Source organism: Methylosinus sp. KRF6 (genome assembly GCF_018887255.1).
GTDB lineage: Bacteria > Pseudomonadota > Alphaproteobacteria > Rhizobiales > Beijerinckiaceae > Methylosinus > Methylosinus sporium.
Genome location: NZ_JAHLJF010000001.1, coordinates 4,189,763 through 4,213,663, shown reverse-complemented (window position 1 = coordinate 4,213,663; position 23,901 = coordinate 4,189,763). Strand labels below are relative to the sequence as shown.

23 protein-coding genes are annotated in these 23,901 nt (G+C 65.3%); 10 read left to right on the top strand and 13 right to left on the bottom strand.

Annotated features, from left to right (window positions below; translation table 11 throughout):
* Positions 1–2: 2 nt before the first annotated feature.
* The gene (locus tag KP010_RS19875; protein WP_216281395.1) at positions 3–1,334 is read right to left on the bottom strand and encodes a TldD/PmbA family protein; all 1,332 of its coding nucleotides are present in this window, start codon (positions 1,332–1,334) and stop codon (positions 3–5) included.
* Positions 1,335–1,541: 207 nt separating this feature from the next.
* Here KP010_RS19875 and KP010_RS19870 point away from each other — a divergent pair, with 207 nt between their 5' ends.
* The 4 genes from KP010_RS19870 to KP010_RS19855 all read left to right on the top strand — a co-directional run bounded on the left by KP010_RS19870 (position 1,542) and on the right by KP010_RS19855 (position 6,425).
* Positions 1,542–1,907 (top strand): hypothetical protein, encoded by a 366-nt coding sequence (locus KP010_RS19870; RefSeq protein ID WP_108916921.1) that lies wholly within the window; start codon positions 1,542–1,544, stop codon positions 1,905–1,907.
* A gap of 91 nt (positions 1,908–1,998) precedes the next feature.
* Complete coding sequence (locus tag KP010_RS19865; protein WP_142863353.1) at positions 1,999–2,556, top strand: RNA polymerase sigma factor; 558 nt, start codon at positions 1,999–2,001, stop codon at positions 2,554–2,556.
* An 85-nt stretch (positions 2,557–2,641) separates the two neighbouring features.
* On the top strand, positions 2,642–3,583 hold the full coding sequence (locus KP010_RS19860) for a FecR family protein (RefSeq protein WP_185966515.1): 942 nt from the start codon (positions 2,642–2,644) through the stop codon (positions 3,581–3,583).
* Between the two features lie 127 nt (positions 3,584–3,710).
* Positions 3,711–6,425 carry a TonB-dependent receptor gene (locus tag KP010_RS19855; protein WP_246659887.1) on the top strand — a complete coding sequence of 905 codons (2,715 nt, stop codon included), beginning with the start codon at positions 3,711–3,713 and terminating at the stop codon, positions 6,423–6,425.
* Between the two features lie 25 nt (positions 6,426–6,450).
* Here KP010_RS19855 and KP010_RS19850 read toward each other — a convergent pair whose 3' ends face one another.
* Complete coding sequence (locus KP010_RS19850) at positions 6,451–7,989, bottom strand: TldD/PmbA family protein (protein WP_246659888.1); 1,539 nt, start codon at positions 7,987–7,989, stop codon at positions 6,451–6,453.
* An 81-nt stretch (positions 7,990–8,070) separates the two neighbouring features.
* Complete coding sequence (modA, locus tag KP010_RS19845; RefSeq protein WP_142863356.1) at positions 8,071–8,877, bottom strand: molybdate ABC transporter substrate-binding protein; 807 nt, start codon at positions 8,875–8,877, stop codon at positions 8,071–8,073.
* 284 nt (positions 8,878–9,161) lie between these two features.
* Here modA and KP010_RS19840 point away from each other — a divergent pair, with 284 nt between their 5' ends.
* On the top strand, positions 9,162–10,040 hold the full coding sequence (locus tag KP010_RS19840) for a helix-turn-helix transcriptional regulator (protein WP_108916927.1): 879 nt from the start codon (positions 9,162–9,164) through the stop codon (positions 10,038–10,040).
* Positions 10,041–10,106: 66 nt separating this feature from the next.
* Positions 10,107–10,529, top strand: a complete 423-nt coding sequence (locus tag KP010_RS19835; RefSeq protein ID WP_108916928.1) for a group III truncated hemoglobin — start codon at positions 10,107–10,109, stop codon at positions 10,527–10,529.
* Between the two features lie 22 nt (positions 10,530–10,551).
* On the opposite strand, the gene KP010_RS19830 is transcribed toward KP010_RS19835, so the two are convergent.
* On the bottom strand, positions 10,552–11,394 hold the full coding sequence (locus tag KP010_RS19830; protein ID WP_108916929.1) for a hypothetical protein: 843 nt from the start codon (positions 11,392–11,394) through the stop codon (positions 10,552–10,554).
* Positions 11,395–11,677: 283 nt separating this feature from the next.
* On the opposite strand from KP010_RS19830, the gene KP010_RS19825 reads away from it, so the two are divergent.
* Positions 11,678–11,995 carry a hypothetical protein gene (locus tag KP010_RS19825; RefSeq protein ID WP_185966516.1) on the top strand — a complete coding sequence of 106 codons (318 nt, stop codon included), beginning with the start codon at positions 11,678–11,680 and terminating at the stop codon, positions 11,993–11,995.
* 135 nt (positions 11,996–12,130) lie between these two features.
* Positions 12,131–12,619, top strand: a complete 489-nt coding sequence (locus tag KP010_RS19820; RefSeq protein ID WP_108916930.1) for a TOBE domain-containing protein — start codon at positions 12,131–12,133, stop codon at positions 12,617–12,619.
* Here the strand turns inward: KP010_RS19820 and KP010_RS19815 are convergent.
* The 8 genes from KP010_RS19815 to KP010_RS19780 all read right to left on the bottom strand — a co-directional run bounded on the left by KP010_RS19815 (position 12,534) and on the right by KP010_RS19780 (position 20,079).
* Positions 12,534–12,950, bottom strand: a complete 417-nt coding sequence (locus tag KP010_RS19815; RefSeq protein ID WP_142863358.1) for a winged helix-turn-helix domain-containing protein — start codon at positions 12,948–12,950, stop codon at positions 12,534–12,536. The genes KP010_RS19820 and KP010_RS19815 overlap by 86 nt on opposite strands.
* A gap of 88 nt (positions 12,951–13,038) precedes the next feature.
* A complete protein-coding gene (locus KP010_RS19810) occupies positions 13,039–13,908 on the bottom strand; it encodes a xanthine dehydrogenase (protein WP_142863359.1) in 870 nt (289 codons plus the stop codon).
* Between the two features lie 168 nt (positions 13,909–14,076).
* A complete protein-coding gene (locus tag KP010_RS19805; protein WP_216281393.1) occupies positions 14,077–14,412 on the bottom strand; it encodes a cupin domain-containing protein in 336 nt (111 codons plus the stop codon).
* Between the two features lie 45 nt (positions 14,413–14,457).
* A complete protein-coding gene (locus tag KP010_RS19800; protein WP_305799963.1) occupies positions 14,458–15,642 on the bottom strand; it encodes a site-specific DNA-methyltransferase in 1,185 nt (394 codons plus the stop codon).
* Between the two features lie 142 nt (positions 15,643–15,784).
* The gene (locus tag KP010_RS19795) at positions 15,785–16,411 is read right to left on the bottom strand and encodes a ribonuclease HII (protein WP_216281389.1); all 627 of its coding nucleotides are present in this window, start codon (positions 16,409–16,411) and stop codon (positions 15,785–15,787) included.
* Between the two features lie 81 nt (positions 16,412–16,492).
* Entirely contained in the window at positions 16,493–17,674 is a 1,182-nt protein-coding gene (locus tag KP010_RS19790) for a PA0069 family radical SAM protein (RefSeq protein WP_216281387.1), read from the bottom strand.
* A gap of 282 nt (positions 17,675–17,956) precedes the next feature.
* Positions 17,957–19,405 carry a HAMP domain-containing sensor histidine kinase gene (locus KP010_RS23095; RefSeq protein ID WP_216281385.1) on the bottom strand — a complete coding sequence of 483 codons (1,449 nt, stop codon included), beginning with the start codon at positions 19,403–19,405 and terminating at the stop codon, positions 17,957–17,959.
* The gene (locus KP010_RS19780) at positions 19,402–20,079 is read right to left on the bottom strand and encodes a response regulator transcription factor (protein ID WP_216281383.1); all 678 of its coding nucleotides are present in this window, start codon (positions 20,077–20,079) and stop codon (positions 19,402–19,404) included. The genes KP010_RS23095 and KP010_RS19780 overlap by 4 nt, the downstream gene beginning before the upstream one ends.
* 254 nt (positions 20,080–20,333) lie before the next feature.
* Between KP010_RS19780 and KP010_RS19775 the strand changes: the two genes are divergently transcribed.
* Positions 20,334–22,580 carry a TonB-dependent siderophore receptor gene (locus KP010_RS19775; protein ID WP_216281381.1) on the top strand — a complete coding sequence of 749 codons (2,247 nt, stop codon included), beginning with the start codon at positions 20,334–20,336 and terminating at the stop codon, positions 22,578–22,580.
* Between the two features lie 8 nt (positions 22,581–22,588).
* Positions 22,589–23,437 (top strand): DJ-1/PfpI family protein, encoded by an 849-nt coding sequence (locus tag KP010_RS19770; protein ID WP_371824219.1) that lies wholly within the window; start codon positions 22,589–22,591, stop codon positions 23,435–23,437.
* A gap of 5 nt (positions 23,438–23,442) precedes the next feature.
* On the opposite strand, the gene KP010_RS19765 is transcribed toward KP010_RS19770, so the two are convergent.
* Complete coding sequence (locus KP010_RS19765) at positions 23,443–23,892, bottom strand: cytochrome c (RefSeq protein WP_142863366.1); 450 nt, start codon at positions 23,890–23,892, stop codon at positions 23,443–23,445.
* Positions 23,893–23,901: the final 9 nt, after the last annotated feature.

Here is a 23,901-nt window from a genome sequence, read left to right as displayed (position 1 = left end):
CGTCAAATCCCGCTCGATTTCGACGAGAATTCGAAGCCTTCGATCAGCATGGGCGGCGCGGAGATCGCGGCGCCCCCCATTTCCGTCTTCACGCGCTCGCTCGCGCCGATCGCCGCTATGCGCGAGAAGACGCCGTCGAGATTGTCATTGAAGCGCATATTGCGCGCCGGCGCGACGATCTCGCCATTCTCGACGAGGAAATTGCCGTCGCGCGTCAGCCCGGTGAGCAGCAGGCTGCGCGGATCGACCATATTCGTGTACCAAAAGCGCGTCACCAAAATGCCGCGCTTCGTTTGCCGGATCATCTCCTCGAGGCTCGCCGCCCCGCCCGCCACAGTGAAATTGCCCGCCGTCGGAACAGCCTCCAGACCCGTCTTCTGCGCCCAGTAGCGCGGGCGGGCGAGGCTCTTCAGCACGCCCTTCTCCACCCAGAGCCGCGGCTCCTGCGCCAGCCCCTCCTCGCCGAAAGGGGCCTCCGGCGCCGTCGCGTCGCGCGGATCGGAACGGATCGAGAAATCCGAACCGAACAGCGCCTCGCCGAGCTTGGTTCCGCCGCCGGCGCGCGAGAAGAAGCTGCGGCCCTCGTCGGCCGGACGCGCGCGCAGCATCCACATCAGCCATTGGGCGAGTTCGCCGACCGCTGTCGGCTCCAAAATCACCGTATAGCGTCCGGGCTCGAGATCGAGCGGCTCCTCGTCGCGCGCCGCCTTCCGCGCGGCGCGGCGGCCGATCGCGGCCGGATCGAGATGCGCGACCGCGAAATGGCGCGCTCCCGCCCAGCCGGACCAGCCGTCGTTCGCATGGCGCGCCGTGGTCGAGAGATCGACGAAGCTCTCTCGATCATAAGCGAAGAGGCCGGCGCTGGAGGCCAGCGCCGAAAAGCGGCGGCCGGCAGCCGCGCAGCCGAACATATTCACCTTGCGCTCGGCTCCCTCGGCGACGACGCGCGCGGTCGCCTCGGCGAGGAAGCGAAGATCGAGCGCCGCGGTCGCTTCGTCATAGCGCGCGCTCTCCAGATAGTTCTGCGCGCCGAGCGGCGGCAGAAATTCGGGGTCCTCCGGCAGGAGCCGCGCGATCTCCTCCGAGCGCGCCACGGCGCGGGCGAGCTCTTCCCGATCCAGCCCGCCGACCGAGACCGAGCCGACCCGCCCGCCGATATGGGATTCGACGCGCGTGCTCACACGGGCCGCGGCGACATTGGTGGTCACGCCGCCGCCCGCGAAACGCAGGCTCTGCGCTTCCTCGCCCTCGATCAGGATCGAGCAGGACTCCGCCCTGGACGAAGCGCGCAGACGATCGGCGAGGGCGAGGGCGTCGTCTCGCGTCAAGAACATGATCGATTTCTCTCTCTTCGGCGGCGCCGGCGGCCGCCGGCGGTCGCATGATAAGATGGACGGCCCCCGCCCGAAAAGCCTTCCGGCGCGACCGGCACTGTGTCCGCCGCGCAACAGCCGGCCGATATTCGGCCGCGCCCGCGCCCGATCATTGACCGGGGAATTCCCGCGGACCTATTTTTGCCGCCGATGAGGACATTTTCCTCCATGCGCCGCCAGCCGCGCCGGCTCCTCGCCTGCGCCACGGTGTTTCTCGCCCTCTTGCAGGCCGTCGCGCTCTTCGGCTCGATGGCGCGCGCGCATGGCTCCGCCGGCCCGGGACTATCGGCGAGCTCTCTCTGCGCCGCCGTCCGCGACAGCGACGGCCGGCCCATCGCCCATCATATCGGCGAGCATCATTGCGTCCTGTGCACGGACCGGAGCGTCGAGCCCCCCGCGCTCGCGCCCATCTCCGCGCCGCTCCCGCTGCGGCCCGACGGAGTCGCCAGCATCGGAGCGCGCGCGCTGTCGCCGCGCGCGCCGCCGCTCGGCTGGGCGAGCTCCTGGTCCTCGCGCGCGCCGCCATCGGCTTAGAAAACTCGAATGCCGCCGCCCCTCCCGGGCGGACGGCCTCGCTCGACTTTTCGGATCAATCGCGTTCGCGCGCCAGCCAGGGCGTCCCACTTTGTCTCGATCGATCTCGTCGCGCGGCGATCCGCCTGCGGACGCCGAGCCGGAATCCGTGGCTCGGCGGCTTCGCGAGCTGTTCCTCGCCCATAAACGCGATCTCTTCGGCTTTCTCGTGCGCAAGGTCGGCGCAGTCGATGCGCCCGATCTGCTGCAGGAGACCTTTCTGCGCATGGTCCGCCACGACCGGCCCGAGACCATCGAGGACCCGCCGGCCTTTCTCAAGCAGATCGCGGTCAATCTCGCCCGTGATTTCGCCCGCCGCCGCAAGACGGAGGCGGGCTGCCTCCAATTCGGCGACTATGTGATCGATCCGCCGGCGCCAGAAACGCCCATCGAGGAGCGGCTCGACTACGAGCGGCGCTCGGCGTTGCTGAAAGCGGCCATGGAGACATTGCCGCCGCGCTGTCGCGAGGCCTTCGATCTGCACATCTATAATGACGTCCCGCTCGCCGAGGTGGCGCGGCGGATGGACATATCCGATCGCATGGCGCGCAAGCACGTCAGCCTCGCGCTGCGCGCCTGCCGCGCCGCGCTGCGGAGCGACGCCGAGTGATTTTTTCCCGTTTCGAGGTTCCGCCTCGCGCCGGGGCCGCGTCATCTATACTGTCGCGCGCGGCGCCTCGAGGACGGATGGAGAGATGACCGGGCATAAGGCGAGAGAACCCGCGCCGGACCAAGCCGGGGACGCCGCGATCGAATGGTTCGTGCGCTTGCGCGAGGGGAAGCTCTCGGTCGAGGAGACGGCCGCCTTCGAGGCTTGGCGCGCCGCGCCGGCCAATGCCGCGGCTTTCGACGAGGTGCTCCATATGTACGGCCATCTCGCCGGCATGAGCCCCGCCCGCCGCACGCCGCCGGCGCCGCGCGCCACGCGCGGGATGCGGGCGGCGGCCCTCGCCTTCGCGGCGGCGGCGGTCGCCGTCTTCGCCTCTCACGATGAAATCGTCCTGCGGCTCGAGGCCGACCACTTCACCGGCGTCGGCGAGAAACGTCTGGTGACGCTGGACGACGGCTCGCATGTGCTGCTCGACTCGCGCTCCGCCGTCGCTTTGCGCTATTCGGCGGGCGAGCGGCGGCTCCGCCTCCTATCGGGCGAGGCGTGGTTCGATGTGGCGCCGGACGCTTCGCGCCCCTTCGTGGTCGAGGCTGGCGACGGCCGCGTGACCGCGCTCGGCACCGCCTTCGATGTGGCGCTGGAAAAAAGCGGCGCGCGCGTCACTGTGACGGAGCACCGCGTCGGCGTCGCCAACGGCGGCAAGACCATGATCGTCGAAGAGGGTCAGCAGACCGCCTTCGAGCGCGACGCGCCGGCGCGCGCGCCGGAGGCGGTCGAAATCGACACGGCCACCGCCTGGCGGCGCGGCAAGCTCATCGTCAATCGGCAGCCGCTCGGCGATGTGCTCGCGGCGCTCGGCCGCTATCATCGCGGCTATATTTATTGCGTCGACCGCGCGATCTGCGCCCGCCGCATCTCCGGCGTCTTCGGCGCGCAGGAGAACGCCCTGCAATCCTTGGCGGAGATAGAGGCGTCGCTCGGCCTGCGCGCCATCCATGTCACCAGCTATCTGATCCTGCTGTATTGAATTCGAACGCTCGATCGGCGCGCGAATTTTTTCGAGCGTAGGAGGTTCCGCTTTTTCCGCCTGCCGCGTCCTGTTCCCGAGAGCCCGAACTCTATGGCGGGCGTTACGACGGCGGGACGAAATGGCCATGGCGAGGAAGAAGTCGGTCGGCGAGGGCGTGAATATGAGTTCGACGGCGATCGCCTTGGCGCTGAGCGCCATGACGCTCGGGGCCGAGGCTCCGGTGACGAGCGCGCAGGCCTCCATCTCGCCGCAGGAGCGCGACGGGACGCTGCGCGACTACCGCATTCCCGCCGGAGCCATGGAGACCGCTCTCAATTCTTTCGCCGATCGCAGCGGCCTGCACATCGTCTTCGACGTGCGCCTCACCGACGCCATGAAAACGCGCGGCGTTTCCGGCGCCTATTCGGTGCGCGAAGGGCTCGACCGGCTGCTCTCCGGCAGCGGCCTCTCCTATCGCCTGTCGGAGAACGGGCGCTCCGTCTCCATCATCCTCGCGCAGGCCGCGCGCGGAACCATGACCGACGCCAGCGGCGCCGAGTTGCCGCCGATCGACATAGGCGCCGAACAAAAGCGCGCGAGCGGCTCCTCCAATGCGCCGGGTTTCGACGCCGAACGCGCCAAGGAGCCGATCTACCGCGATCCGCCCGGGCAGACGGTGACGAAGGTCGATCACAAATTCCTCGAATCGACGCCGATGTATTCGTTGCAGGAGATGCTGCAATATAGTCCGGGCGTCGCCGTTCAGTCCGGCAATCTCTCTCGCGAGCTGAACATCTCCATTCGTGGCTCCGGCAGCCGATATGGCGTCGGCTATCCGCTCGGCGTTCGCAACATAATGATGTATGAGGACGGCTTTCCGATTGTGACCGCGGACGGCACGGGTCGCTCCGACATTCTCGATCCACACGCCTTTCGCGGCGTCGACGTCTATCGCGGCCCCTCTTCCGCGCTGTTCGGCAATTACGCCTTCGGCGGCGCGCTGAATTTCCGCACCTTCTCCGGCGCCGATATCGACGGTCTCGAGACCGGATCAGAATTCGGAAGCTTCGGCTATATCAACAATTACATCCGCGCCGGCAAAGCCTTCTCCACAAAGGAGGCGGGCGATTTCGACATTTCCTTGTTCGCCTCCGACGCGCGCGGCGACGGCTATCTGGCGCGCAATGGATATGAGATGGATCAGGCGAAAATTCTCGCGAAATGGTCCCCGACGCCGAACGACCGCTTCACGTTGAAATTCAGCTTCAACGACAGCTTCTCCAGCTTCATGAACAGGCTGTCGCAGAACGCCTATTACCTCAATCCCTTCGGCAAGAATTACGGATGCCAATTCCCGACCGCGCTCAATGCGGCGGTGTGCAATAATCTGAACGTTCCCGGCAATGGAATTTCCTCCGCCTCGACGCGGCAGAGTGTCTGGCAGCTCGGCTCGCATTATCATGGCGTGCGCGAGATCGCCGGCTTTCGCTACGAGCATGATTTCGACAACGCTACGACCTGGCGCTCGCAATTCACCTTCGACTATTTCGATTTCATCAACGGGACCTGGCCGCCCAATAGGATCGCGCAAGGCGGGCCGATCGGCATAAGAGGGCCGTCGGTCGGCATCAGCGCCTCGACCGACATAACGAGCCGCGGCGTTTTGTTCGGCCTGCCGGCGACGCATTATCTCGGCTTCTTCTACGACAATGTGAAAATCACCAACCCGCTCTACAATCAGATTCCCAATGTCTGGAACTATGGCGCGACCGGCGCGCAGGTCGGCAAGATCGACACTTATCAGTCGAACATCAGCCTCAGAGCGCGCGAGGAGATCGCGCTGACGCCGGCGCTCACGGCGGCGGTCGGCTTCAGCACGAATTGGAATCGCGTGTGGGGCGTCAACAGCGTCTATAATTACGGGGCGAATGGAACATGGTCCTCGCCGCCGCAAGCTCTCGCCGTCGACAATGATTATTGGAACACGGCGCCGGAGGCCTCGCTCACCTACCGCCACAGCCCGGAATGGCAGTTCCGCGCGCGCTACGCGGCCGGCTATGGCACGCCCTCTTTCATGTTCCTCACCACGACGCCCAATGGCGCCGGCAATAACTCATCGCTTCAGGCGCAAACCAACATGGGCGTCGACGTCGGCGTCGATTGGACGCCGAGCCGCGACGTCACGGTGAGCCTGACCGGCTTCCACGAATGGTTCCGCAACGAGATCCTCACGCAGTCGAACGGTCTCGTAAGCTTCCAGACCAATGTCCCGGCCTCGATCCATCGCGGCGTCGAGGCCAATGTGGACTGGCGTCCGTTCGACGGCTGGCGGCTCATCGCCGCTTACACCTTCAACGATCAAATCTTCACTGATTTTCAGGATTATCTGACCGGAGACATCAACTTCCTCACCGGCCAACCCAAAACCAAGGTCTATTACAATCGTTCGGGCAATAAGATCCCCAATGTCGCGCCGCACACGCTGACAACGCGCGTCGGATATGATCAGCCGACGGGCGATTTCAAAGGCCTCGGCGCCTATGTCGAATATGTGTTCCGCTCGGCCTACACGATCGACAACGCCAATCTCACCAGCATTCCGAGCTCCGGCGTCGTGAACGTCAATCTCCATTACAACCGCGACATCGCCGACTCCTTCGTGAAAAACATGGAGGTGTTCTTCGACATCAAAAACATTTTCGATCGGACCTATGTCGGAGGCTCCTTCGTGATGACGAATTCGCTCGTCGCGGGGACAACCATTCAGACGCCGGCGGCCTTCCTCCTGACTGGGCAAGGCGCGGGCATAATGGCTGGACAGCCGCGAGCGTTCACGGGAGGCGTGAAGTTCAAATTCTAAAGCCAGGCTCCCCACGCGCGAGGAATCATCCTTCGCGCGCGGTGTTCAGCACGGTCACGCCGCGGAAGCGCGCCGCCGGCGCGCCATGCGACACGGGCGCGAGCTGCATCGGCTCCGCCTTGCCGCAAGTGAACGTGCCGCAGAGCCGATAGGTGGAGGCGTCGCCGAGTCCGTCGAGCGAATTCCAGAACGAAACCGTGCGGCCCTGATAGGCGGCGTCGCGCACCGGCTCGCCGAGCTTTCCGTCCCTTATCTCGTAGAACATCTGCCCGCCGAATTGGAAATTGTCGCGCTGCTGATCGATGCTCCAGCTTCCCGCGCCGACGATATAGAGCCCCTTCTCGACGCCGCCGATCAGCTGCTCGAGCGCGCAGGCTTCAGGATTGGGCGCCAGCGAGATATTGGGCATTCGCTGAATGGGAAAGGCGGTCGGGTCGTCCGCATAGGCGCAGCCATTGGAGCGCTCGGCGCCGATGAGATGCGCCTGGCCCATCGCCATTTGATAATTGCGGAACACGCCTTCGGAGACGATCTCGAATTCGGCGCATTCGCGCGGCGCGCCATCATCGTCGAAAGCGATGCTGGCGAGCCCGCCTTCCTGCGAGCGATCGGCTTTGATCGTCATCAGCTCGCTGCCGAAGCGCAGATTGTTCAGCATATGCGGCTTGACGAAAGAGGTGCCGGCGAAATTCGCCTCCCAGCCGAGCGCGCGATCGAGCTCGGTGGAATGGCCGACGGTCTCGTGAATGGTGAGCCAGAGATTGGTGGGGTCGATGACGACATCCGTCACGCCCGCCTCGACGGGCTTGGCGTAGAGCTTTTGGCGCGCATCCTCGACGGCCTGCCGCGCCTCGCCGAGAAGATCGCAAGAGAGCGCATAGTCCCAGCCGGCGGCGCGCGCCGGCGCGAGGCTCTCGCGCGTCGCGAAGCGGCCGGAGGCCTTGTCGATCAGCGTGACCTCGAAAGAAGGCTGCGTGCGCGTGCGGGATTGGAAGATGCGGCTGCCGCGGCTGTCGGCGAAGAGCCGCTCCTCCGTGGCGAAGGCGAAGGAGGAGACGCAATAATCCGCGCCCGCCGCCAGCGCCGCGGCGTTGACGGCGACGAGGCGCTCGACTTTGGCCGGCGCATCGACCGCGAAAGGATCGACGCCGAGCGGCATGATCCATTCGGCGACATGCGGCTCTGTCTCCTCGATCCGCACGGGCGCGACGCGGATGGGCGCGACGGCGCGGGCGTTGTAAATGGCGCGCTCCACCGCCGCATCCAGGGCGACCGGCTCCAGCGAGCGCGCGCCATAAAAACCCCAGCAGCCGTCGACGAGCACACGCAGGCCGAAGCCCGGATCGGCGCTCTCGAAGAACTCGTCGAGCCGCTCCTCCTTGGCCTGGATGAATTGGCGGCGCGTCTCGCCGATGCGAATATCGGCATAGGCGGCGCCCGCCCGCAGAGCGGCCGCGAGCGCCCGCTCTGCGAGAGCGAAGGCGCGAGCGCGATCGAAATGAAAGAATGGAGCCGCGCTCTGCTCCGTTGGTCGCTGCGCGTCTCGAGGGTTTTGGAGCGTCACGAGCAATCCCTCTCCGTCTGATCGGCCGTCACGCGCGACAATAGCCTCACGAGGACAGAGAGGGAAATGCCAGGCCAGACCTCAGTGGAGAATGGTGAAGCCCTGCTTGGAGAAGAGCCGCGCCGCTTCCGGCCCCTTCAGATAGCTCAGCAGCTGGGCGGCCTCTGGATTGGTGGTGCTGGCGGTCAGCGCGATCGGATAGACGATCGGCGGGTGGGACGAGGCGGGGAATGTGGCGACGACGACGACCTTGGGATCCGAATTGGCGTCGGTCTGATAGACGACGCCGAGCGGAGCCTCGTCGCGCGCGACGAAGGTCAGAGCGGCGCGCACATTTTCGGTCAGGGCGAAGCGGGATTCGAGGTCGTTCCAGAGATCGAGCTTCTGAAAGGCCGCTTTGGCGTATTTGCCCGCCGGAACGGAGGCGGGATCGCCGATGGCCATGCGACCGCTCTCGCCGAGCGCATTCATGATCGAGGCCTTGTCCAGCGCCAGCTTCTTGATCCCCGCGACCTTGGGCGCAATCATCACCAGCGAGTTGCCGAGCAGATTGCTGCGCGTCTCCGCCTTCAGCAGCCCCTGCGAGGAGAGATAGTCGGCGGAAGCCGTGTCGGCAGACGCGAAGATGTCCGCCGGAGCGCCAGACTCGATCTGCTTTGCGAGCGCCATCGACGACGCAAGGCTGAGCTTGACCTCGACCCCGGTCTTTTTCTTGTACGCGGCGGCCGCCTCCTCGAGCGCGTTTTTCATGCTCGCGGCGGCGAATACGGTGACTGTCTTGGAGCCGCTCGCCTTGTCGGCGCTCGCCGCCGGAGCCTCGGCGCGGACTTGCGGAATATTCAGCGACAGAAAAGCGGCGACCAGCGCCAGACTTGCCATTTTGACCATGAGAACGTCTCCGATGATCGGCCCGATGTGTGAGCCTGACCGTAGTTATGCATATATTTTGCCTAACGGAGAGTCTTTTGCATAATTTCGCATGAAAAAGCAGATCCAGAATCGCGAGGACCAGGCGGAGGGAGCGGCGTTCGCGCGGCGGCGGCTTCGATCACAAAGCCCTGCGTTTCGTTCGGACAGCTCGAATCGGAGGCCGGATCGCGGCGGCTCGGCTCGCGCGATTGTCGGCGGCCGGATGACATGTTATTTTTCCGTATCTCGGGAAAAAACACACAATGTCTGAATTTCTCACGACGCGCGAACTCGCCGCCCTTTTGCGCGTCAAGGAACGCAAGGTCTATGATCTCGCCGCGGAAGGCGCCTTGCCGGTCCGCCGCGTTACCGGGAAGCTGCTGTTTCCGCGAGCGGAAATCGAAGAGTGGCTGACCGCGGGCGCGAGCGGCCGAATGGCGCGCGCAGAGGCCGCGACGCGTCCGCTCGTCGTCGCCGGCGGCCATGATCCGCTGCTCGAATGGGCGTTGCGCGAATCGCGCTGCGGCGTCGCCGCCCTGCTGGATGGCGCGCTGGACGGGCTGGAGCGCGCCGCTGCGGGCGGCTGCATCGCCGCCGGCCTGCATATTCCCGAAGACGATGGCGGCTGGAATATCGAGACCGCCGCCAAGCGACTGGCCGGCGAGCCGGTGGTGGTCATAGAATGGGCGAAGCGCCGCCGCGGGCTGATGTATCGCAAGGGGCTTCCCCGACGAATCGCCGAGCTCGCCGACGCGCGCGACCTCTCCTTTCAATCGCGCCAGCCGGAGGCCGGCAGCGAGCTCATCCTCTCCGTCTTGCTCGAGCGCGCCGGAATGAAGCGCGAGCATCTGCGACTCGTTCCCGCAGTGGAGCGCTCGGAGACCGACCTCGCCTCGGCCATCGCAGCAGGCCGCGCCGACATCGGCCTCGGCCTCGAGGCCTCCGCCCGCCAATTCGGCCTCGAATTCGCGCCGCAGATCGTCGAGCGCTTCGATCTCGTGGTCTGGCGCAAGGCCTATTTCGATCCGCCTTGGCAGACGCTCATGCGCTTTTGCGCGAGCGAGGCGTTTTCAGAGCGCGCCACGCAGCTCGGCGGCTATGACGTCTCGCAGTTCGGCTCCGTGCGCTACAACGCCGATTAGCGCCGCCGAAGCGGATGCGCGCCGGCGCCCGCCTTGTTGTATTACATAGGGAACAGGAGGATAGACATGTCAGCTTCCACCGTCTCGACCGCCGACGCCGAGCACGCGGCGATCGAAGCTGCGATCGCGACCTGCGTTCGCTCCTTTTATGACAAGGGCCTCGCCGATCCGCTGCTCGGCCCCATCTTCGGCGCGATCCCGGAGCTCGACCAGCATCTCGACGTCATCGCCGCCTTCTGGTCGAAATCGCTGCTCGGCACCGAGCGCTATCAGGGCCATCCTTTCGCGGTTCACATAAATCTGCCGGTCGAGCCCGAGCATTTCGCCCGCTGGCTGGAGTTGTTCACGCAATCGGTGCGCGAGAACCTGCCCTCCGAGCAGGCGGAGCAGGCCGTCGCCAAAGCGACACATATGTCGCAATGTTTCCAGGGCGGGCTGTTTCCCTTCACAGGCGCGGATGGCAAGCCCTCGCGGCTGCCGCCGCGCTGAGGCGAGCGCGCCGGCGCGGCCTTCAGATCGAGAGGCCGCCGCCGCCTTCGAGAAAAGCGTCCCAGGAAAAGGGCGTCCAACCTTCCGCCTGCATCTCGATCGCGAAAGAAACGCCGCGGGCGATGAGCCGATTGCGCGCGCTCATGCCGGCGACCTGCGCCCCGCTGGAGGCGGCGATATCGGCGAGCGGCGTGCCGACGGCCACCGCCCGGCCCTGCTTGACGATGCCGCGAATGCGGCCGCCATAGGGAGCGGGAACCGGAACGCCGTCGATCGCGCCGAAAGCTTCGCCGGCCTCGACGACATTGCCGATATCCTTGAACATTTTGAACAGTCCGGCGATCGGCGCGCGCACCGGCTCGGCGTCCGGCGGGTCCGCCTCGCAGCTCGGCCCGGGCCCCTCGTCGGGGCGCCTTATCGCGCCGGGATCCTTGCCATAGCCGTCTATTGCGAGATCGCAATTCTCGCCGGGGATCGATCCGGGGGCCACGCCAATAGTGAGGCCGGCGAGATTTTTGATGGAGAACGGCTCCTTGCGCGGCGTCATCTCGGCGTCGACGACGACTTCCCAGGGCCATCGCTCCAATATTTCATTGAGCGGATGCGTCAGCACCGGAACGAACATGCGGCTTCGCAGGCCGAGCATGAATTCGGCGACGAGATCGGCGCGGCGCGCCTCCACCCCCTCGAGCACGCTGGAACCGTCGAACCAGGCGTCCGCGAAGGTCATCTTGCGGCGGAGATCCGGCGGCGGCGCCGCCTCGTGGAGAGCCACGATATGATCGGCGAGGAACAGCTCACGCGCGATGGCTGAGGCCGTTTCGCCGATGCCGAGAACGAGAACGCAGGAATGTCTGTCGGACATGACGGCTCACTTCGGCTGAGGTGATACGGATTTTTGAGACTAGCAAGAATCTGGCCCTTCGCGCGGAAAGGGCGCCGATCGCGCGACGTCGGCGTTCGCGAGGCTCGTAGCGAGGGTGACCTTATGCCGCAGGCGAAGACGCGCCAGCTTGGAAGCTTTGCAATATATTCTGGTATACGGCTCGCATAGAAAGGAGCGCCTCGGAACGAGACGTCGGCTCGCCGATCCGTCGAAGCCCGGGAAACAGAGAGCGCCGCGCAACACGGCGAAGATGGAGGACGATGTGCAACCGAATGTTTCTTCAGAGGTCTCGACGGAAGTCGGCCATGTCGCAATTGTTCCCCCGGCTGCCGAGCCGGCGGAAAAGGACGTCTCCGTCGCGACCGCGGTCGGCGACAACATTATAATCATGGTGCGTTTCCGCCCCGATACGACCGTCTGGGAAATCAATGGCCTTCCCGCCCATCTCGACAAGCAGGCCTGGTTCAAGCTGCTGTGCGAGCGCGCCGGCTCCAAATTCGAGACGCGCGCCGGCGGCCGCGGCTATTTCCGCCTGACGCGCGTGGAATATGAGGCGATCGCCGCCCGCAATCCGAACTGAGCATTCGAAACGGACGCCGCCGCGCGGCGTCCGTATCCCGGCGAAAAAGCCGCCGGATCGCGCATTTTCATCGCTAAAACGCGCATTTCCCCCATAAAATATGAGATTGGCGTATTTCTCGCTAGTTCGGCGATCATGCTGGACAAGAAGACGCCGCTCTTTGCGCAGACCCACGATTACGTATCGATCTTCCCGGCGCGCGTGCTGCGGCACGAGCCGGACGTCGGCCTTTCCACGCTGTTTTTCGCCGGCGGCGAATTGCGCGTGCCCTTGGTCGACGCCGCCGTCGGAGCCGCGATCGAGGTGGAGATCGACGCCCGCGACGTCTCCCTCGCCCTTTCGCGGCCGATGGATGTCTCCATCCTCAATCGCCTGCCGGCCGAGATCGTCGAGCTGGATTTTCTGCCGCCGCCCTTCACGCGCGCGAGCCTGTCGCTCGGCGGCGCCCGCATAGACGCGCTGATCACCCATGAATCGGTGGAGCGCCTGGCGCTGGTCGAGGGACTCTCGGCCTGGGCCATGATCAAGGCCGTCGCGATCAGCGGCCGGACGCTCGATCCCGACGAGGCTCCGTTTCCGCGTCACTGGCCGTCTTCTGATAGGACCAATCGAGCGCGCCGATGATCTCGTCCAAGGTGCGCTTGGCCGAATTGGCGGCATGGCGCTCGATCGAGCGATAGACGCTCACCAGCCGCTCGCCGAAGGGCGTGATCTCCGCCCCGCCCTCGCGTCGTCCTGGAAACGTCGCCACCACCGGACTTTCGAAAGTGCGGTTGAGCGCATCCACCGACAGCCAGCATTTGCGATAGGACAGGCCGAGCGCGCGGCTCGCCCCGATGATCGATCGCTCCTTGCGCAACGCGTCGATCAGTTCGAGGTCCGTCGGAGCGAGAACTCCGCCATTGGGCAGCTTCAAAATCACGCCGACCTGCGGCGCATCCGCGTCTGTTCGCATCGTCCCGGGCCTCCTTAAGACGCCGCGATCTGTATCGAACAAAATATAGCTGAAATACGACGCCGCTGTCACATACGGGACAGGATTGTCAGTGGGCGACGAAGGGCCCCTCGATCCGCGTCGCATTCTGCTTGGCGAGTTCGATGCGGATCGCCCGGCTGACGCCGCTCGCGACCAGCGCCGAACGCTCGTCTATGCCGGTCCATTTGGCCGAGCGGCCGCGCGGATCGATCTCGAGCAATTTGACCCCGGCGGGAATATGCAGCCCGTCGCGGACGACGCCGCGCAGCACACCGTCGAGCGGCGCGGTCACCGGCTCGCCGTTCAAATGGCCGACGACGAAATCCTTGAACACGCGGACGCCGATATCGACGGCCGAATGCCACAGGCCCGGCTTTTGGGAATAGGCGAAGCGCTCCTCGCCGACGTCGCCGAGACGGTTGGGGACATGGTCCGCCGGCTCGGTGGCCCCCTCCTGGATAATGAGGCCCGCCTGCGCAGGCTTGGTCTCGATCGCAATGTCGCAATTGCGGCCGACGGCGAAATTGGGCCCGAGGCCGACCGCCACTTTGGCCAAATGGCGCAGATCGGGCGTGGCCCGATATTTCTGCATCCGCGCATCGACCAGCGCATGGGCCGTCCGAATGGCCACGAGATCGTGGAACTGCAGCCGCGTCACGGCGACCTTGGTCGTGTAGTCGAGAATTTCGACGAGTTCGATCGTCGAATCGGCGCGTTCGGCCTCTACCTCTTCGAGCGTGATGCGCTCGCCATAGAGGCAGTCGTTGAACGCCATCTGGCGGCGGACGACCGGCGGAAACGCGTCATGGCTGAGCACGCAGGCCCAGCCGATCCGATTCATATGCACGGCGACCGCCGAGGCGATCTCATTCGTTCCTAAAATGACGGCCAGCGGTCGTTTCCGCCGCGGCGTCGCAATTTCGTGTCGAGGGCGCATCGCTCACTCCTGATCTGGGCAGTCGGAAGCAAGCGGCGCGCCAGCGCTATGGCGGATATATTATTATTATTTTTCAAAATGATATAAAAATTCACAGCGTCCACTCCCGCGACGCACCTATATTGTCGCGTATATAACAGTGGCGGTTTCCGACCGTTTGTCGGGCGGTCAGGCGCCGTCGGCGCGAAAATGTGCGGCGAGCCAGACGGTCGGCAGCGTCGCATCGGTCCATTCGACGCGATGGCGGCGATGCGCGGGGATTTCGAGATAATCGCCGGGCGCGAGGGTCAGAACCTCGTCGCGATCGGCGAATCGAAGACCGGCGGAGCCGGCGAGCAGGATCACCCATTCGGCCTCCTCCTGATCGTGCCAGAAGCCGGGCGGACTGGCCTGGCCGAAGGAGACGATTCGCTCGAGGCGGACGCCCGGCGCGGCGAGCAGAGGCAGAAACTGCTCCTGCTCCGCTTTTTCCGGGAGATCGACGAAAATATTCTCGAGGCGCATGTGTCCTCCGCAGCGGGCGCTCATCCGCCCATCGTCGCGATGCGACTATTCCGCGGCGTCGCGCAGACGTGCGCGCGCCATCGCGCGCAATTCGTCGATCGGCGCGAGGCCGGCGCCGGATTCGAAATGCCAGAAGGTCCAGCCGTTGCAGGCCGGCAGGCCCTGAACCAAGGCTCCGGTCTTATGGATCGAGCCGACGATCGGGCCGATCGCCAAAGCGCCGTCGGCGCGCACGACGGCCTTATGGCGACCCTTGGCGTCGGTGAGCGTCACGCCGGGGGCGACGAGCCCCGCCTCGACGACGCTGGCGAAAGCGATGCGCGGCTCGTTGCGTTTGGAGGGCGCCGGCGCCACCGCCTCGGCCGGAAGCGGCGTGATCGCCGCAATTCGCGCCCGCGCCGCCTCGGCATAGGTCTGCTCGCGCTCTATGCCGAGGTAATCGCGGCCGAGCAGCCGAGCGACCGCCCCGGTCGTGCCGGAGCCGAAGAAGGGATCGAGCACGAGGTCGCCGGGATTGGAAGCGGCGAGCATGATCCGGGCGAGGAGAGCCTCGGGCTTTTGCGTCGGATGCGTCTTGCGGCCGGCCGAATCCTTGAGGCGTTCTCCGCCCGAGCAGATGGGCAGCAGCCAGTCCGAGCGCATCTGGCAATCCTCGTTGCCGGCCTTCAGCGCCTCGTAATGGAAGGTGTAATTGCGCGCCGAAGCGTCGCGCGCCGCCCAGATCAGCGTCTCATGCGCATTGGTGAAGCGACGGCCGCGGAAATTGGGCATGGGATTGTTCTTCCGCCAGACGATGTCGTTCAATATCCAGAACCCGAGGTCCTGCATGATCGCGCCGACGCGGAATATATTGTGATAGGAGCCGATGACGAAAATAGTGGCGCTCGGCTTCATCGCCCGCCGCGCCGCCGCCAGCCAGTCGCGGGTGAAAGCGTCATAGGCGGCGAAATCGGCGAATTTATCCCAATCGTCGTCGACCGCGTCGACGACGCTCTGATCCGGCCGGGTGAGCCGGCTGGCGAGCTGGAGATTATAGGGCGGGTCGGCGAAGACGAGATCGACGCTCGCCTCCGGCAGGCCGAGCATCGCCTCGACGCTGTCGCCGACGACCACCTCGTTACGCGACATCGCGCGCTTCGGCGCGCGAGGCGACCCGAAATTCGACATCCCAGTACGCGAGACCTTTATCTGGGACTTGGGGCGGGCCGCCCCGACGCGCGCGCTACTCATGGACAATCACCGGCTACGCAACCAACGCTGCGAACAATGCCCGATCGCGGTAAAAGCCGGGTTTAGAGAGCCCGTGCGCGGCTGTCTCTTTTCCGCACGCCTTCGTTAAGAAATCGCAAGTTCACCAGTTATTTACGAAGTATCATGACACGCCGGCGCCGCCGAGGCGCGGCTCCCGCAGCGGCGCGAAGCTCATGCGATGGAAGGGCGTCGGGCCATGTATGCGCAGTGCTGCGAGATGCTCCGCCGTGCCATAGCCTGCGTTGGTTTCGAATCCGTAATGGGGATAGAGCGCGGCGAGCCGGCGCATCTGGCGGTCGCGCGCGACTTTGGCGATGATCGACGCCGCCGCGATAGAAAGCGACAGCGCGTCTCCTTTGACGATCGCCTCGCCCGGGCAAGCGAGCTTCGGCAAATCGCGGCCGTCGACGAGGACGTAATTGGGCGCGACATGCAGCGCCCCCACCGCCCGCGCCATGGTGAGCAGCGTCGCCCGGCGGATGTTCAGCCGGTCGATCTCCTCGACGCTGGCGAAAGCGACGCCGATCGCCAGAGCGCTCGCGGCGATGCGCTCGAAGGCCGCCTCCCGCGCCTTGGCCGACAGCGCCTTCGAATCGTCGATCCCCTCCGGCAGGCGGCGTGGATCGAGAATCACCGCCGCCGCCGCGACCGGTCCCGCGAGCGGGCCGCGTCCGACCTCGTCGACGCCGGCGACCGGCCGAGCGCCGTCGCGCAGAATGCGCGTTTCGGTGAGAAAATGTGGGGGCATATGCGCTCGGCTCGGTCGAAAAGGGGGCGGCTGAAAAAAACACAGCGGCGGGATCGAGGCAATCGATCGGCGAGCGGGCCGTCAAAAAAGGCTGAGCTGCTCGGCCCCGCAGCTGGGCTGCCGAAAAAGATCGGCGCGCAGCCGCGTGCGAGAGAAGCCGAGCCGCGTCGAAGCGAGCTCGAAACGGCGGCCGATCATCCATGCGTAGGGGCCGTCCCCCGTCATGCGCTTGTCGAAGGAGGGATCATAGAGCTTGCCGTCGCGCGCCGAGCGCACCAGCGACAGCACATGCCGGGCCTTGGCCGGGAAATGGGTGACGAGCCATTCGCTGAACAGCTCCCGCAGCTCGAGCGGCAGGCGCAGCATCACATAGCCGGCCTCGCGCGCGCCGGCGGCGTGGGCGCGCGTCAATATGGTCTCGATCTCCGCGTCATTGACCGCTGGAATGATCGGCGCGACCAGAACCGCGACCGGAATTCCGGCCTCGGCCAGCCGCTCGATCGTGGCGAGGCGGCGCTCCGGCGAGGCGGCGCGCGGCTCCATCGCCCGCGCCAGCGCCGGATCGAGCGTCGTCAGCGAGATCGCGACCTTGACGAGGCCCTTGCGCGCCATGGGCGCGAGAATGTCGATGTCTCGAACGACCAGCGAGCTCTTCGTCACTATGCCGATCGGATGATCGGCGCGGCTCGCTACTTCGAGCAGGCCGCGGGTGATGCGATAGCGCTTTTCGAGCGGCTGATAGGGATCGGTGTTGGCGCCGATGGCGATGGTCTTCGGCGAATAATTGCGCGCCGACAATTCGCGCTCCAGCAATTGCGCCGCACCCTCCTTGACGAAAATCTCCGTCTCGAAATCGAGGCCCGGCGAGAGGCCCATGTAGGCGTGGCTCGGCCGCGCATAGCAATAGACGCAGCCATGCTCGCAGCCGCGATAGGGATTGATGGAGCGATCGAAGGAAATATCCGGCGAGTCGTTGCGCGTGACGATCGTCTTCGCCTTCTCGACATGGACATTGGTGCGAAACTCGCCGAGCTCCTCGATCGAGCTCCAGCCGTCATCGGTCTCGAGGCGACGCTCGCGTTCGAAACGGCCGCTCTCATTGGAGAGCGCGCCGCGCCCGCGCCGCCGCGCCGGATCGACGATCGGCCGCTCCTCGGAGGAGAAATTCACCACCGCGCCGATCGCCTCCCGGCTCAGCTGCGCCGCTTGGCGCCAGTCGCTTTTTTCCGATTTTTCGATCAGACGTTTCGCCGAGCTCGCCATGGCGACAATCTCCTTGCCGGCCTACTCCGCCGGCTGCTCGACCGGCCTTTCGCCGGCTCGCGGCGTCGCTTCGGCTCGCGGCGCGACACGCCCATGCGCGACACTGGGGCGCCTCGCGACCGCGAGCCTCGATGCGACGCTTACAACTCGAGGGGACTTGTTTACCGACGCAAAGAACACTTACCGAACAACAGAACATATATGGAACATTTTTGGAGCCGTCAAGCCTCCTCGTCTCGTTCGATCGCGCCTCTTCGCGCAGCCGAGCTCCGGCCGACTATTTCAGGCCGCATCCTCGGATCGGCGCCTCGCGTCGGCGACGTCCGCGCGCGGACGGCCGGGCGCCTCGCTGCTCTGGGCGGCGCTTCTGCGCAGCGTGATGCGGAAGGTGGCGCCGCCGCCGCTGGTTTCGTCCACGCCGATCGATCCGCCCATCTGCTCGACGAGCGTCTTCGAAATGGCGAGACCGAGGCCGATTCCATTGCTCTTATTGTCGCGCCGCCAGAACGGCTCGAAAATCTTCTCGCGATCGGCGCGCGGAACGCCGGCGCCATGATCGACGACCTCGACGACCGCGGTCGACGACGCGCGGACCAATATGACGCCGCCGTGCGGTTCGGCGCGCAGCGCATTGTCGAGAAGATTGGCGACGACGCATTCGAGCGCCCATCGGTCGCCCGTGACGATCGTCGGCTCGCGTGGCGGCTCGAATTCGATGCGCCGGCCGTTCTCGATGACGAGCGGCGTATGATCGGCGACCATTGCGAGAGCGACGGCGCCGAGATCCATGTCGACATCGGCGCGAGCGTCGCGCATCGAAAATCGCGCGCTCGCCAATAATTGCTCGACGATCGTCTGCACGCGGCGAATGTCGCGCTTCATATCGCGCCGAAACGCGGCGTCGTCGGGATTGTCCGCATGGGCGCGCATGATCGCGATCGGCGTGCGCAGCTCATGCGCCGCATTGGCGGTGAAGCGACGCTGCGCCGCGACTCCCGCATTGAGGCGCGTCAGCGCGTCATTGACCGCTTCGATGAAGGGCGCGATCTCCTTCGGCGCGTCATCGGCTTCGATGCGCTTGTGCAGCGTGTTCACATCGATCCCCGCCACATCGGCGGCGGCGGCGCGCAATGGCGAAAGACCGCGCCGCACGACGATCCATGCGATGGCGAGCGCGCAGAGCACGGCGGGCGCGACGACAGCGGCGCTGTGCGGCGTCAGGAACAAGGCCGCCACGGCAAAAAGATCGTCCCAGGCGAAACGATAATCATAGGCTGCGATCGCGCAGGCGCCGACGGCCGCCGGCGCGCGCCGCAAAAAACCACGGGCGCGAGGATCCGCGTCGCCCGGAATGCGGAACTTCAGCGTCGTCGCGCCGATGCGATCGAGGCCGCCGAGCGCTTCGACGAGCTCCGGCGACGAGCCGCTCAACGCCGCGCCATTGCAATCGAAGGCGGCGTAACGCGCTTGCGGATTGACCTCGCGATAGGCGCGCAGCGCAGCGCTCGGCGCGAGGATGGCCTCGCCGGTCTCGGTTTTCGTCACCGAGCGCGCGACCAATCCATAGATGCGATGCTCGCCCCAATCGTCCGGCGCGACCTGCCAGCCCGGCGCGAGGCCGGAGGCGGAGATCAGAAAATCGGTGATCGGCACGAGAAGCAATATGCCGACCATCTGCACGATCGCGAGAGAGACGATCAAGCGCAGCGCGAGCGAGCGACGGCGCCTCACGAGGATGCTCTCGCCAACATATAGCCGATGCCGCGCGCCGAATGAATCTCGACCTCCGCGCCGAGATCGCCGAGCCGCTTGCGCAAGCGCGACACCAAAATGTTCAGCGCATTGACGTCGACATTGTCGTCGAAGCCATAGACCTCCTCGACGAGCCGCGCGCGCAGCACGATGCGGCCGGCGCTGCGCACGAGCGTCTCCAGCAGAGCGAGCTCGCGCCGGTGCAACACCGCGGGCGCGCCATCGACGAGAACCTCGCGCGCCGCGAGATCGAAGGAGAGTCGGCCGATGACGACGGGCGGAGCGACGGCGCCCAGGGTGCGGCGCAGGCAGGCGCGCACCCGCGCCATCAATTCGTCGAAGTCCACCGGCTTGGCGAGATAATCGTCGGCGCCGGCGTCGAGCCCGCTGACGCGCTCGCTCACCGCCTCGCAGGCGGTGAGAATGAGAATGCGCGCGTCCGGCTGCAGACGACGCAATTCGGGCAGAAGCTCGAGTCCGTCGCCGTCCGGCAGACGGCGATCGAGAATCGCGAGCCCATAGCGATAGCAGGCCAGCGCTTCTCGCGCATCGACGAGAGCGCCGACATGATCGGCGATGAAGCCCGAGCGCCCGAGCCGCAGCGCGAGCGCATGGGCCATCTCCGCTTCGTCCTCGACGAGCAGAACGCGCATCAGGGCGCGCCCTCGCTCGCCGCGCGCTCGGGAGACGCCCCGCTCGGCAGGAAAATTCGTGACATTGTTTCGTCGCTCCGCCGCACGCGAAGACACAGAGCATAGGACAAAGCGCGCATCGAGGGCAACCGGCGGCGGCGAGCGGAAATCGACGTCCTCGCCCGCCCATGTTATCTCCATGAAAGGTTGGCTTCCTACGCCCGGCGGCGATGCGGCGTGTCCTTCGGGACGAATTGAGCGACAAAGGAGGCCCTATGCTCGATCGCGATCTTCTGCGAAGCGTCGGCGCGAATGCGCTGGCCATTGTTTTTCTCGGCGGCGGGGCGCTCGCGCAGGAAGCGCTGCCGCCGATCGACATAGACGCGGCGCGGCAAAGACACAGCGCCGAGACGGAGCGGCAGGGACCGGCCACAGTGCAGACCACGGCCGGCCCGGTGCGCGGCTATCAGGCGGAGACCGCGACGGCGACGCGCCTTCCGACGCCGATCAAAGAGCTGCCTTTGTCGATAGAGGTGATTCCGCGCAAGCTCATCGACGACAGCCAGGCCGTTTCGCAGAGCGAGGCGTTCCGCAATGTCTCCGGCCTGATTGCGATCGATCCGCGGTATCCCGGCGGCATAGGGCCGAGCCTGCGCGGAATGCGCGCCGAGCGCTATGTGGACGGATTGCCGAACTATTACGATCTCGGCGTGCGCGATCTTCTCGCCAATGTCGAGCGCATAGAGGTGGTGAAAGGTCCGGCGAGCATTTTGTTCCAGGGCGGCGCGAGCCCCGTCGGCGGCGTCGTCAATATCGTGTCGCGAATGCCGACGGCGGAGCGTTTCGCAGAAGCCGGCGTGCGCGCCGGCGGCTATCGTTTCGTCAGCCCCTATATAGACGTCAATCAGCCGCTCACCGCCGATAAGAGCGTGCTGTTCCGCGTGACGGCGCAATATGAATCGACGCATTCCAACATAGACGTCGTGCATCGCCGCAGCTATTCGATCGATCCGACGCTGAAATTCGCGCCCAACGAGGACACCTCGCTGACGATCCAAGGCCATGTGTCGCGGCGCGATCAGCCCGATTATCCCGGCCTGCCGGCGACGGGAACGCTCGACCGCACTTTCTATTCGCTGCGGCCGACGAGCTTCCTCGCCAATTCGCGGATTCCCGACTCGACGACCGAATCCTCCGGCGTCACCATTCGCTTCGATCATCGCTTCGACGAGACTTTTTCGACCTTCACCAACGCGCGTTGGACGTCTTCGCGAATGTATGAGCCGTCGCAAATTCCTTTCGGCGGCAATCAGCCGAATTATTCGGTCGATCCTTTCTTCGGCGCCTATGGCGGGCCCAGTCAATTCGTCATGCTGAACACGATACTCGCGCAGCAGCTCGAGGAATTCGCCATCACCTCCAATGTCGTCGCCAAATTCGACGCCGGGCCGACGCAAAACCGGCTGCTCGTCGGCGGCGATTTCAATCGCGTCTGGGAGCGCGGCCAGCTCGCCGCTTCCTATGCCGCCGGACCGGATTCGAGCATTTACGGAGCGTTCGGCTTTCCGCAGCCGACGGATTTCCGCTCCCCCGTCTTTCCGCTCTACGCCTATCCGCTGCCCGGACAGTCCGGCTATACGGTGTTCAATCGGAGCAATAATCAATATCAGAACGCCGGCGCCACTGTGCAATTGCAGTCGACGATCTTCGATCGCCTGCATTTCCTCGGCGCCTTGCGCGTCGCAATGATCGACATCGACAGCTATGAGGGCGCTTATTCGCCGCCGCAGACTTTCTCCACCAGCGAGACCAAAGTGCTGCCGCGCGCCGGCGCGACCTATGATCTGCTCGATTGGCTGTCGGTCTATGGAAGCTATTCGCAGGGCCTGCGCGCCGTCACTTTCTTCAACAGTCCGAATGGCGCGGCGCCCAAGCCGGAAGGCTCCGAGCAATTCGAGGCGGGTGTCAAGCTCGACGGACTCTATGGCCTTTCCGGCACGCTCGCTTTTTTCGATCTGAAGCGCACCAATGTGCCGACGACGGCGCCCGGCGGCCTCACGCAGACGCAGGCCGGCGAATGGCATTCCTCCGGCTTCGAGGCCGATCTCGTCTGGCAGCCGACCGCGGAATTTTCCGTGCTCGCGAGCTACGCCCATATCGACGCGAAAATCTCGCGCAATGCGAATCCGAAGCTGCAGAATGTTCCGCTCAATCTGGCGCCGGCGGATTCGGGACGACTGTGGGGCAATTACGCCTTCACCGGCGCGCTCGCGGGATGGTCGCTCGGCGCCGGCCTCTATGCCTCCTCTGGACAAGTGATCGAGCTCGGCAAGCCGTGGATGACCAGCGGCTATGTCGTCTTCGACGCGGCGCTCATTTACAAGCACGAGAATTTCACCTTCGCGCTCAACGCCAAGAATCTCGGCGATCGGCGCTATCTCACCGCCTATCCCTATCTCTCGGGAAATCTCGCGGCGGCGGAAGGACGAACCTTCTTCGCCACACTCTCCGCGCGCATGTAGGAGCGACGATGAGCGACATGGACAGCCATATCGATCGACGCCGTTTCGGCGAAGGAATTGCGGCTTTCGCGGCATTGCTCGCGAGCGCCGCGCCCACGTTTCGCCCGAGCGCTGCGCGAGCCGCAGCATCCTCGCACGACATGTCCTCCATGCCGGCGCATTGGATGGGCAAGGAGAAGATCGCCTTTGTGATCTATCCCGGCTTCACCGCGCTCGACATGGTGGGGCCGCAATATATGCTCGCCAATCTGATGGGCGCAAAGATCGAGATCGTCGCCAAGACGAAGGAGCCTGTGCGCAGCGACACAGGCCTCGTCTTCACCCCCTCGGCGTGTTTCGAGGATGTGAAAGAAATCGACATTCTCTGCGCGCCCGGCGGCTCGAATGGCACGCTCGCGGCCATGCGCGACGAGGCGACTCTTGCCTTTCTGCGCGAGGCGGGACGCAGAGCGAGCCATGTCACCTCCGTCTGCACGGGCTCCATGCTGCTCGGCGCGGCGGGATTGCTCGACGGCTATCGCGCGACCTCGCATTGGGTGACGAAGCCGCTGCTGCCGATTTTCGGCGCGACGCCGGCCGCGGGCCGCGTGGTGAAGGATCGCAATCGCATAACGGCGGAAGGCGTGACGGCGGGGCTCGACTTCTCGCTCGCTCTGGTCGCGCAGCTGCGCGACCGCACTTACGCGGAAGGCGTGCAGCTATTGGCGCAATATGCGCCGGAGCCGCCCTTTTCCGCCGGCGAGCCGGAGACGGCGCCGCGCGCGGTCACGACGATGGTCGAAGGAATGTTCGTCGGCCTGACGCAGGAGATGAGCGAAGCCGGAAAAGCCGCCTTCGCCAAAATGCGCGAGCGCTGATGCGCTCAGTTCTTCGCGTCGACGATGCGATAGGTTTCGTGGCAGGCGACGCAATTGCTCATGAGAGAGCCGAGCCGAGCCAGCGCGCGCATCGTGTCTTCGCCTTCCGCGAGCGCCTTCGACAATTCGTCGAAACCCTTGCGCATCGGCTGGCCGAGCTGCTTCCATTTGTCGGGGAATTTGTCGTTGAGCGCGGGAAACATGGCGCCGTCCGCACGAAAGCGAATAGCGCCGCGCGCGCTCGCCGCTTCCACGGCCATGGCCTTGTCGCCCGTGGCGAGGCCGGTGACGATCTGCTCCACGCTCTTCACGAACAAGCGCATCTGATCGAGCACGAAAGCCTTTTCGGGAGCAGTCAGCGCGACAGGGATGCGCGAGTCCGTCTCGGCGCCCCGCGCGGCTCCGGTCGAAACGCCGATACAAAAAGCCGCGATCGCCGCATTACGCCATTTCATCGCAAAGCC